The 12,065-nt window shown below is 51.9% G+C and carries 5 protein-coding genes; all 5 read left to right on the top strand.

All coding sequences use genetic code 11. From position 1 onward, the window contains the following. Positions 1 to 240: 240 nt before the first annotated feature. The 5 genes from rpsT (at position 241) to NG795_RS14700 (ending at position 12,053) form a co-directional block, all read left to right on the top strand. Positions 241 to 546, top strand: a complete 306-nt coding sequence (gene rpsT / locus NG795_RS14720; RefSeq protein ID WP_367289416.1) for a 30S ribosomal protein S20 — start codon at positions 241 to 243, stop codon at positions 544 to 546. Between the two features lie 209 nt (positions 547 to 755). Then, positions 756 to 1,538 (top strand): TatD family hydrolase, encoded by a 783-nt coding sequence (locus NG795_RS14715; RefSeq protein ID WP_367289415.1) that lies wholly within the window; start codon positions 756 to 758, stop codon positions 1,536 to 1,538. Positions 1,539 to 2,019: 481 nt separating this feature from the next. Then, positions 2,020 to 5,325 carry a DNA-directed RNA polymerase subunit beta gene (rpoB, locus tag NG795_RS14710; RefSeq protein ID WP_367289414.1) on the top strand — a complete coding sequence of 1,102 codons (3,306 nt, stop codon included), beginning with the start codon at positions 2,020 to 2,022 and terminating at the stop codon, positions 5,323 to 5,325. Positions 5,326 to 5,474: 149 nt separating this feature from the next. After that, complete coding sequence (locus tag NG795_RS14705; RefSeq protein ID WP_367289413.1) at positions 5,475 to 7,349, top strand: DNA-directed RNA polymerase subunit gamma; 1,875 nt, start codon at positions 5,475 to 5,477, stop codon at positions 7,347 to 7,349. A 630-nt stretch (positions 7,350 to 7,979) separates the two neighbouring features. Then, positions 7,980 to 12,053: a DNA-directed RNA polymerase subunit beta' gene (locus NG795_RS14700; protein ID WP_367289412.1), complete on the top strand. Its 4,074-nt coding sequence runs from the start codon at positions 7,980 to 7,982 to the stop codon at positions 12,051 to 12,053. Positions 12,054 to 12,065: the final 12 nt, after the last annotated feature.

The raw sequence follows: 12,065 nt of genomic DNA, 5'->3' as shown, positions 1-12,065 counted from the left end.
AACTTGGAGACCCTGCGGTCAGCACGGAAAAAATCCACTAGCGTGGGGCGCACGCGAAGTCAAGCTTGGGGAGTAGCCTTTAATTGGACGATGTGAAAACATCTGTTCTGGCTAGACATGAACGGGTCAGACCGAAACTGGATCTCTCAGTGGAGGCCCCATTCAGCCCAAGAATCTCCGCTGCTTTAGGGTGGAGAATCGTCAAAATTGTTCCCGTATTGAGTTCTGGGCTTATCGACTGTGGCTAACATTAAGTCTGCTATCAAGCGCGTCCAAATCGCCGAACGCAATCGCTTGCGTAACAAATCTTATAAATCAGCGGTCAAAACCCTGATCAAGAAATGTGTAACCTCTGCCGAGCAATACGGCAGCAATCCCACACCGGAGTTGAAGGAAGAGATCCATAATCGGCTCAATGCCGCTTACAGCAAGATCGACAAAGCAGTAAAATGCGGCGTTCTTCATCCCAACAACGGCGCACGCAAAAAATCCAATTTAGCCAGAGTTGTTAAACAACAGGTATTGGCGCAATCGTCTGCCTCGTAGGGATGACCAACAATGCAGGGTTGCGATCCTGGACGACATCGGGAAACCGAGGGCGTCCTTGTCGGTTGGACTAAAAGCCCTCAAAGCCCTAGTCCAACCCCATTCTCCCTGCTTATTTTTTCAACCGTTTTCCGTCCCTTATTTAAAGACGCGAACCCTCGCGGCTTTGATCGGGTAAATCTTTCCATCCCAAGAGCGCGTCGATTCCGATGCAATTGATAGATACCCACGTTCACATTAATTTTGAGCGGTTTGACTGCGATTTAGAGGCGGTCCGCGAGCGTTGGCATGAAGCCGGGGTCGTGCATCTTGTGCATTCCTGCGTCACGCCTGAAGAATTTGGTACCATTCAAGGACTCGCCAATCGGTTTGGGGAAATTTCCTTCGCCGTCGGTTTGCATCCTTTGGAGGCCCATCAATGGTCCTCCCAGCTTGGCGATCGCATTGAAGAATTAGCCGCATCCGAGGCGCGAGTGGTCGCCATTGGAGAAACTGGGCTAGACTTTTATAAGGCCGAAAATCAACAGCAGCAACAAGAAGCCTTTATCGCCCAGCTAGAAATAGCCCAACGGCTGAATAAGGCGGTGATCATCCATTGTCGGGATGCGTCCGAGGAGATGGCTGAACTCTTGCGGAGTTTCTGGCGCGATCGCGGGCCCGTTCCTGGGGTCATGCATTGTTGGGGCGGAACTCCCGAAGAGACCCAATGGTTTCTCGACTTAGGCTTTTATATTAGCTTTAGCGGGATTGTCACCTTCAAGAATGCTCAAACCATTCAAGAGTCCGCTCGTCTCGTTCCCAGCGATCGCCTCCTGGTCGAAACTGACTGCCCGTTTTTGGCCCCGGTTCCCAAACGCGGCAAACGCAATGAACCCGCCTACGTTCGCTACGTGGCGGAACAAGTGGCGACCCTGCGGGGGGTTTCCTTAAAAACCTTAGCCGCCCAAACCACAGACAATGCCTGTCGCCTCTTTCAACTCACCCTCGGATGAGTTGAGCCTGAAAATAGAACATCTCCCTCTGCGATCGCACCTGAAAACTAGACCATTTCTTGACGCTAAAAACGAACGAAGCTATAATAATGGGTTACCTGAAAAAAATGCAAAAATTGCCTAAATCTGAATTTCACCGCAGTAGCTATCCCTTGATGGATAGCTTAAATCGTTGATTGGGAGAGCCATAAAGTTGCTAGAAAAAAACCTATCTTTGACCCGAGAACTGTGCCAAGCCAAAACGGGAGTTTAACCCAAACTGCGTCACCCAAAAGCATTCTTTGAAACAAAAACACCAAAGGACGAAGCTTGAAGAATGAATATAAGGAAGCAGGAAGGCGGAAGGTTGAAAGCCCAGATGAAAATTCTTCATCCTTCATCCTTCATCCTTCATCCCTCGGTTCATCCTTCCGTCACAGGTCTTTATTTTCTCCTTCCCTAAACTTGCGTAGAATTCACAGCGTAGAGGCGATCGACACAAATGAATAATCCGACCTACCCAGCAGCAACGGCATTTACCCTCCCCGATCTCGTCGAGATTCAAAGGGCAAGTTTCCGTTGGTTTCTTGAATTAGGACTGATTGAAGAACTCGACAGCTTTTCCCCCATCACTGACTATACGGGAAAACTAGAATTACATTTTATAGGGAAGGACTACAAACTTAAGCGTCCGAAATACGATGTCGATGACGCGAAACGCCGGGACAGTACCTACGCGGTGCAAATGTATGTCCCCACCCGACTCATCAACAAAGAAACCGGCGAAATCAAAGAGCAAGAAGTCTTCATCGGCGACTTACCCTTAATGACCGAACGGGGAACCTTCATCATTAACGGGGCCGAACGAGTCATCGTCAACCAAATTGTTCGTTCTCCCGGAGTTTACTACAAATCCGAGACGGACAAAAATGGCCGACGGACCTACAATGCCAGCCTGATCCCCAACCGAGGGGCATGGCTGAAATTTGAGACGGACAAAAATGATTTAGTTTGGGTCCGCATTGACAAAACCCGGAAATTGAGCGCCCAAGTGCTGCTTAAAGCCCTGGGACTCAGCAATAACGAGATTTTCGATGCCCTGCGCCACCCGGAATATTTTCAAAAAACCATTGAAAAAGAAGGGGAATTCACGGAAGAAGAAGCCCTGATGGAGCTCTACAAGAAGCTGCGTCCCGGGGAACCTCCTACCGTATCTGGAGGCAGCCAGCTTCTGGATTCACGCTTCTTTGACCCGAAACGGTACGATTTGGGACGGGTGGGCCGCTATAAGCTGAATAAAAAATTGCGCCTGTCGGTTCCTGATAACGTTCGGGTGTTAACGCCCCAGGATATTCTGACGGCGATCGATTACCTGATTAACCTGGAATTCGACGTGGGACAAAGCGACGACATTGACCACTTAGGCAATCGCCGGGTGCGATCGGTCGGTGAACTCTTGCAAAACCAAGTTCGAGTCGGACTCAACCGCTTAGAACGGATCATCCGGGAACGGATGACCGTTTCTGATGCTGATTCCCTGACCCCCGCCTCCTTGGTTAACCCCAAACCCCTTGTCGCCGCCATCAAGGAATTCTTCGGGTCCTCCCAGCTTTCCCAGTTTATGGACCAGACCAACCCCTTAGCGGAACTGACCCACAAACGCCGCTTGAGCGCCTTGGGTCCAGGCGGTTTAACCCGGGAACGGGCTGGATTTGCAGTTCGAGATATTCACCCCTCCCACTATGGCCGGATCTGCCCGATCGAGACTCCAGAAGGTCCTAACGCCGGATTAATTGGTTCCTTAGCCACTCACGCCCGCGTCAACCCCTACGGATTTATCGAAACCCCATTTTATCCCGTAGAAAATGGTCGCGTCTTGCGGGAACGGGGTGCCTTGTTTATGACCGCCGATGAGGAAGATGACCTGCGGGTTGCTCCGGGGGATATTACCGTAGATGAAGGCGGCTATATCCAGGGTGAAACCGTACCTGTGCGCTATCGCCAAGACTTCACCACCACCACCCCGGACCAAGTGGACTATGTGGCGGTTTCTCCGGTGCAGATTATCTCCGTGGCAACGTCTCTGATTCCCTTCCTGGAACATGATGACGCTAACCGCGCCCTGATGGGGTCTAATATGCAGCGGCAAGCCGTGCCGCTGTTACTGCCAGAGCGACCCTTAGTTGGAACCGGCCTGGAAGCCCAAGCCGCCCGTGACTCCGGTATGGTCGTCGTTTCCCGGACCGAGGGCATCGTCACCTTTGTGGATGCCACCAAGATTCGGGTTCAGGACTCCAGCGGTCGGGAAATGGAGTATCAGTTACAGAAATATCAGCGTTCCAACCAAGACACCTGCTTGAACCAGCGTCCCCTGGTGTTTGAAGGGGATGATGTGGTCGCCGGACAGGTCTTGGCAGATGGGTCCTCCACCGAAGGGGGCGAATTGGCCCTGGGTCAGAATATTATCGTGGCCTATATGCCTTGGGAAGGCTATAACTACGAAGACGCCATCTTAATTAGTGAGCGTCTGGTTTATGACGACCTCTACACCTCGATTCACATTGAAAAATATGAAATTGAGGCCCGCCAAACCAAGCTAGGACCGGAAGAAATTACCCGAGAAATTCCTAACGTCGGGGAAGATTCCCTGCGTCAGTTAGATGAAGGGGGAATTATCCGGATTGGGGCCTGGGTTGAATCCGGGGATATCCTCGTGGGTAAAGTTACGCCCAAAGGAGAGTCCGACCAACCGCCAGAAGAGAAACTCCTGCGGGCGATTTTCGGAGAAAAAGCCCGGGATGTGCGGGATAACTCCCTGCGAGTCCCGAACGGGGAAAAAGGCCGGGTTGTGGATGTCCGGGTGTTTACCCGGGAACAGGGCGATGAACTGCCTCCCGGTGCAAACATGGTCGTGCGGGTCTATGTGGCCCAGAAGCGGAAAATCCAGGTCGGAGACAAGATGGCGGGTCGTCACGGGAATAAGGGAATTATTTCCCGGATTTTGCCCCTAGAAGATATGCCCTATCTGCCCGATGGGACGCCGTTGGATATCGTGTTGAATCCCTTGGGTGTGCCTTCGCGGATGAATGTGGGCCAGGTGTTTGAGTGCCTCCTCGGGTGGGCCGGACAAAACCTCGGGTCCCGGTTCAAAGTGGTGCCGTTTGATGAAATGCACGGTCCAGAAAAGTCTCGCGAAAGCGTGCATGGCAAGTTACAAGAAGCGCGGCAGAAGACGGGTAAGGATTGGTTATTTAATGAAGACCACCCCGGGAAAACCATCGTTTATGATGGCCGGACCGGAGAGGCCTTTGACCGTCCGATTACCGTGGGTAAGGCGTATATGCTCAAACTGGTGCATTTGGTGGATGACAAGATTCACGCCCGTTCGACGGGACCCTATTCTTTGGTCACCCAGCAACCCTTGGGCGGTAAAGCGCAACAAGGGGGCCAGCGGTTTGGAGAAATGGAAGTTTGGGCATTGGAGGCATTTGGGGCCGCTTATACCTTGCAGGAACTGCTTACGGTTAAGTCCGATGATATGCAGGGACGGAATGAGGCGTTGAATGCGATCGTCAAAGGAAAAGCGATTCCTCGTCCGGGAACTCCAGAGTCTTTCAAGGTGCTGATGCGCGAGTTGCAGTCGCTGTGTTTGGATATTGCGGTGCATAAAGTGCAGACCCAGGAGGATGGCACTTCTCGGGATGTCGAAGTGGACTTAATGGCGGATGTGTCCAATCGGCGCACCCCCTCTCGGCCAACGTATGAGTCTGTCTCGCGGGAAGCGTTAGAGGAGGAAGAGGAAGAGTAACTGCTTCGGATTGAGGTGGAAAGGAGAGGGGGGATAACGACTGAAGTCGTTACTAGAAACTGTTACTTCTCCTTCCCACCTTTTATTCCATAAGACCAAGGACAAACGACCAAGGACCAAGGACAAAGTTTACAAGGGGATATCATCGAATGCCAAAGATTGAGCAACGCTTTGATTATGTAAAGATTGCGATCGCCTCCCCAGACCGAATTCGGCAATGGGGTGAACGAACTCTGCCGAATGGTCAAATTGTCGGCGAGGTCACCAAACCGGAAACCATTAATTACCGCACCTTAAAACCGGAAATGGACGGTTTATTTTGTGAGCGGATTTTTGGTCCGGCGAAAGATTGGGAATGTCATTGCGGTAAATATAAGCGGGTCCGCCATCGCGGCATTGTTTGTGAGAGATGCGGCGTAGAAGTTACCGAGTCTCGCGTGCGTCGGCATCGCATGGGCTTTATTCGGTTAGCTGCACCCGTTGCTCATGTTTGGTATCTCAAGGGGATTCCCAGCTATATCGCCATTCTCCTCGATATGCCCTTGCGGGATGTCGAACAAATTGTCTACTTCAATGCCTATTGTGTTCTCAGTCCCGGAAATGCAGATAATCTCCAATACAAGCAACTGCTGAGTGAAGATGCTTGGATGGAAATTGAGGACCAACTCTACAGTGAGGATACGGAACTCATCGGCATTGAGGTCGGAATTGGGGCCGAAGCGTTGCAACGGTTATTACAAGACCTTGATTTAGAAACTGAAGCGGAACAGTTACGCGAAGAAATCGCCAACTCTAAAGGTCAAAAGCGCGCCAAACTGATTAAACGTTTGCGGGTCATTGATAACTTTATCGCCACCGGATCTCAGCCGGATTGGATGGTTCTGGAATACATTCCCGTCATTCCCCCAGACTTGCGCCCGATGGTGCAGTTGGATGGGGGACGGTTTGCCACCAGTGACCTCAATGATTTGTACCGGCGGGTGATTAACCGGAATAATCGGTTGGCCCGATTACAGGAGATTTTGGCCCCGGAAATCATCATTCGGAACGAAAAACGGATGTTGCAAGAGGCGGTGGATGCCTTAATTGATAATGGTCGTCGGGGACGGACTGTGGTGGGTGCGAATAACCGACCGCTGAAATCTTTGTCTGACATTATTGAGGGTAAACAAGGTCGATTCCGGCAAAACTTACTCGGAAAACGGGTGGACTATTCCGGACGTTCCGTGATTGTGGTTGGTCCGAAACTGAAGATTCATCAGTGCGGATTGCCTCGGGAAATGGCGATCGAACTCTTCCAACCCTTCGTGATTCACCGCTTGATTCGTCAAGGTTTGGTGAACAATATTAAGGCGGCGAAAAAACTGATTCAACGCGCCGATCCCAGTGTTTGGGATGTGTTGGAAGAGGTGATTGAATCCCATCCGGTCCTGTTAAACCGCGCACCGACTCTCCACCGTTTAGGGATTCAAGCGTTTGAGCCAATTTTGGTAGATGGACGCGCCATTCAATTGCACCCATTAGTTTGTCCGGCATTTAATGCTGACTTTGATGGAGACCAAATGGCGGTGCACGTTCCTCTGGGTTTAGAGGCACAAGCAGAAGCCCGGTTGTTGATGTTGGCTTCTAACAATATTATGTCTCCGGCAACGGGACGGCCTATTGTTACTCCCTCTCAGGATATGGTGTTGGGTTGTTATTATTTGACCGCCCATAATCCTAAAGCGCATAAGGGTGCTGGGGGTTATTTTGCCTCATTGCAGGATGCGATTATTGCCTATGAGCAAGGGTTGATTGAGTTACACGCTTTGATTTGGGTGCGGCTAGATGTGAATTGGGATATTGATTCAGAAACGAAAGAAACCGAACCAGAAATCACCCGCCATTCCGATGGAACTGTGACCAAACTCTATGCCGATCGCCGTATCCGAGAAGATGCCAATGGCAATATCCTGTCTCAATATATTCACACCACCGCAGGCCGAATTATCTTCAATAAAACCATTGCCGATGTGTTGATTTAAAGCAAGAGGGAAGCTTCCGGAAGCTTCGGGAAGATAGGATGGAGGCAATTGTTTGTAGTAACGACTTCAGTCGTTATCCGGAATGACGACTTCAGTCGTCACTACGAACGAAGAACTTGAGGCAATTGTTTGTAGTAACGCCTTCAGTCGTTATCCGGAATGACGACTAAAGTCGTCACTACGAACAAAGAAACTTGAGGTCAATGTTTGTAGTAACGACTTCAGGCGTTAATCCGGATAACGACTAAAGTCGTCACTACGAACAAAGAACTTGAGGCCAATGTTTGTAGTAACGACTTCAGTCGTTATCCGGAATGACGACTAAAGACGTCACTACGAACAAAGAACTTGAGGTCAATGTTTGTAGTAACGACTTCAGTCGTTATCCGGAATGACGACTAAAGTCGTCACTACGAACGAAGAACTTGAGGCAATTGTTTGTAGTAACGCCTTCAGGCGTTATCCAGAATGACGACTAAAGACGTCACTACGAACAAAGAACTTGAGGCAATTGTTCGAGGCAGGGGAAGATAGGGAAGCAGGGGAAGATAGGGAAGGATAATCCCCCCATCCCCTCTCATCAGTCAAAGGACAAAGGACTAAAGTCAAAGGACAAAGGACAAAGGACTAATGACTAAAAATAAGTTCACTTTCTACAACCGAGTTATTAATAAAGGCCAAATTAAAAGCCTAATTTCCCGAACTTTTGTGCAGCATGGGACCGCCCGGAGTGCACAAATTGCCGATCGCCTCAAAGATTTGGGATTCCGCTATGCCACCAAAGCCGGGGTCTCGATCAGTGTGGATGACTTGATGATTCCCCCCTCCAAGCGAGACCTGTTAATGGGGGCGGAACGCGAAATCACCTTAACGGAAAGCCGCTATGCCCGAGGGGAAATTACCGAAGTCGAGCGTTTCCAGAAAGTTATTGATACTTGGAATAGTACCAGTGAATCCCTCAAGGATGAAGTGGTGCGTCACTTCAAAGAAACCGACCCCCTGAACTCCGTCTATATGATGGCCTTCTCTGGGGCGCGGGGGAACGTCTCTCAGGTGCGGCAGTTGGTGGGGATGCGGGGGTTGATGGCAAATCCCCAGGGGGAAATTATTGACTTACCCATTAAAACCAATTTCCGCGAAGGTCTGACCGTCACCGAATATATCATCTCCTCCTACGGTGCACGCAAGGGATTAGTCGATACCGCCCTGCGGACGGCAGATTCCGGCTATTTGACTCGGCGTCTGGTGGATGTCTCCCAAGATGTGATTGTCCGGGAAGTGGACTGCGGCACGACTCGCGGGATTCCGATGGAGTCGATGAAGGATGAGGACCGGATTCTGATTCCTTTGAGCGATCGCCTCTTTGGTCGAGTCGCTGCCGAAGACGTGGTTTCGCCCAAAACCGGCGAAGTGATTGCCGCGCGCAATCAGCCGATGGATGATGATATTTCCGAAAACATCATGAAGCATGGGGTGGAACGGGTGATGGTGCGATCGCCCCTGACCTGTGAAGCCTCCCGTTCCGTCTGTCAGCTTTGCTATGGCTGGAGTCTAGCTCATGGCAAACTCGTAGATATGGGAGAAGCTGTCGGGATTATCGCCGCCCAATCCATTGGCGAACCCGGTACCCAGCTCACCATGCGGACCTTCCACACTGGAGGGGTCTTCACCGCCGAAGTCGCCCGGACTGTCACCGCCACCTTCTCCGGGACCGTCCATTATTCCCCCACCATGCGGGCCCGGGGATTCCGGACTCGTCATGGGGAAGATGCCTTCGTCGTGGAAAATGCCAAATCAGAAATTACCCTACAAGCCGAGGGCCGCAAGGAAGTCTTTGATGTCTTCCAAGGTACCGTCCTCTTGGTTCCCGATGGCGCTAAAGTGGAACGGTTGACCCTACTGGCCGAAGTCCCCCTACCCGGACGCACTCGCCGAACCACGGAGAAAGCCACCAAAGACGTCGCCTCCGACTTAGCCGGGGAAGTGGTCTTTGCCGACTTGATGCCAGAAGAGAAGAAGGACCGCCAAGGCAATGCCACCCGCACCGCCACCCGGGGGGGTCTGGTCTGGATTTTGTCCGGTGAGGTCTATAACCTACCCCCTGGGGCTGAACCTGTGGTCAAGAATGGCGATCGCATCCAACCCGGTGGCGTCCTCGCCGAAACCAAGCTCGTCACCGACAATGGCGGGATCGTTCGTCTGCCGGAAGAAATGGAAAACCGCCCCTCTTCCATGCCTCGGGAAGTCGAGATTATCACCGCATCGGTCACTCTGGACCGCGCCACCGTCTATGCCACCTCCACCGGAGGTCGGGACCATTACACCATTGAAACTGTTGGCAAACAGTTATTCTCCCTGAAAGCTACCCCGGGAACCAAGGTGTTGAATCATCAAGTGGTGGCTGAATTAATTGATGAAACCTACCGCACCCACAGCGGGGGGATTATCAAATATGCCGGAGTGGAAGTCCAGAAACGGGGCAAAGCCAAACAAGGCTATGAAGTCGTCAAAGGCGGCACCTTACTGTGGATTCCGGAAGAATGCCACGAAATCAACAAAGATATTTCCTTGTTGCTGGTGGAAGACGGCCAATTTGTGGAAGCGGCGACGGAAATCGTTAAAGACATCAAATGCGCCAGCAGTGGGGTGGTGGAAGTCACCCAGAAAAATGACATTCTCCGGGAAGTGACCATCAAGCCCGGGGAGTTGATTATGATTGAGGACCCCGAGGAAGTGGCGATCGCCAATGGCAGTCTCGTCAATCCCGGTCAAGAAATTATCCCCGGACTCATCGCCCAGGAATTGCGCTATGTCGAAATCCTGGAAACCCCCGAAGGTCCAGCCTTGTTGCTGCGTCCCGCAGTAGAATATCCCGTCTTGGATGAACCCGCCATTCCCTCTCAGGAATCCCTGAACAATGGGGAAGAGGCCATGATTCAACTGCGCGCCGTCCAGCGCTTGCCCTATAAAGATGGGGAACGGGTCAAATCCGTAGAAGGGTTGGAATTGCTACGGACCCAGTTAGTCCTGGAAATTGATAAAGATGCCCCCGGATTAGCCGCCGATATTGAATTAGTGCCCGTCGAGGAAGAAGAACTGCTCTCCTCAGAGGAGTTAGACCCCTCCAAAGGTGCGCCCATGCGCTTGCAGTTGGTGATCCTCGAATCCTTAGTCATTCGCCGGGATGTCGTGGCAGATACCACCCAAGGCAGTACCCAAACTCGCCTGTTGGTCAAAGATGGGGACCGGATTCCCCCTGGGGCCGTCGTCGCCCGTACTGAGATTCTCGGCAAAGAAGCCGGTGAAATTCGCGGGATTCGTGAAGGCGCAGAAGCCATTCGCCGGGTCCTGGTGGTCCGGGATGATGATGTGATTACCGTGGACGCGAAGGAAGAACCCACCGTCAAAGTGGGGGATTTTGTGGTGGAGAACACCGAAGTCGCCCCCGGGTTGCGGATGCCCGATTCAGGTCAGATTGTGGAAGTGACGGCCCTGGAGCCTTCCGATGACTCCGCCTTGTCCCAGGGGAATTACCGCCTGAAATTGCGTCTGGCGCGTCCTTACCGCGTGTCCCCAGGGGCCGTCCTTCATGTGGATGATGGCTCCTTAGTGCAACGGGGGGATAACCTCGTGCTGCTGGTGTTTGAGCGCACCAAGACCGGGGATATTATTCAAGGGTTGCCCCGGATTGAGGAATTGCTGGAGGCCCGTAAACCCAAGGAGGGTTGCATTTTGGCCGCGTTGCCTGGGGTGGCCCAAGTGGTTTATGGGGATGATGATACGGTCATCTTGAAGGTGGTGGAAGATGACGGGGCGGTTACAGATTATGAAATTGGCCCCGGTCAGCCCCTGCTGGTAAGTGATGGTCAACGGGTAAAAGCCGGGGAACCCCTCACCGATGGACCGAGCAATCCTCATGAGATTTTGGAGATTTTCTTCAATCTGCCCGGGGAACGGAATTATGAGCATACCCTGTTGAGCTTCCAGCAGGTGCAGACGTTCTTAGTGAGTGAGGTGCAGTCGGTATATCTGTCCCAAGGGATTGATATTAGTGATAAGCACATTGAAGTGATTGTGCGTCAGATGACGAACAAAGTGCGAATCGATGATGGCGGAGATACCACGATGCTGCCTGGGGAGTTGATTGAACTGCAACAGGTGGAACGGGTGAATGAGGCGATGTCGATTACTGGCGGTGCGCCTGCGAAGTACACTCCGCTATTGTTGGGGATTACTAAGGCGTCGTTGAATACGGATAGCTTTATCTCGGCGGCTTCCTTCCAGGAGACGACTCGGGTGCTGACGGAAGCGGCGATCGAGGGCAAGTCTGACTGGTTGCGCGGATTGAAGGAAAACGTGATTATCGGACGTTTGATTCCTGCCGGGACCGGGTTTAATGCTTATGAGGATATGATGCTGCTTCCGGATGATAGTGCCTATGAGGGGGTGCTGGATGAGGAAGAAGAGGAGTTTCCTGATGTCGTCCTGGATGACCATACCGCCCGGGCTTACCGGAGTACGGGGATGGAGTTAGAAGAGGAGATTTTGACTCCTGATGATGAAGATGCAGACGATGAGTTTGCTCTCCCCGATTTGGGTGTGAAAGGGGCCAAAGACGTGCGATCGCTCTCTATCCTTGAGGAAGACTTCGAGGACGATGATGATTTTGATGATGATGACGACATTGAGGATGACTTTGAGTAAGGTTGTCCTACC

Source organism: Laspinema palackyanum D2c (assembly GCF_025370875.1).
In the GTDB taxonomy this organism is placed as follows: domain Bacteria; phylum Cyanobacteriota; class Cyanobacteriia; order Cyanobacteriales; family Laspinemataceae; genus Laspinema; species Laspinema palackyanum.
The sequence above is the reverse complement of the archived record's forward strand: the minus strand, read 5'-3'. Positions and strand labels throughout refer to the sequence as shown.

What these genes read in the sequence shown, in the direction of transcription:
- NG795_RS14715 (WP_367289415.1), top strand. Translation starts at nt 756, where the DNA reads ATGCAATTGATAGATACCCACGTTCACATTAATTTTGAGCGGTTTGAC.
- rpoB (WP_367289414.1), top strand. Translation starts at nt 2,020, where the DNA reads ATGAATAATCCGACCTACCCAGCAGCAACGGCATTTACCCTCCCCGAT.
- NG795_RS14705 (WP_367289413.1), top strand. Translation starts at nt 5,475, where the DNA reads ATGCCAAAGATTGAGCAACGCTTTGATTATGTAAAGATTGCGATCGCC.
- NG795_RS14700 (WP_367289412.1), top strand. Translation starts at nt 7,980, where the DNA reads ATGACTAAAAATAAGTTCACTTTCTACAACCGAGTTATTAATAAAGGC.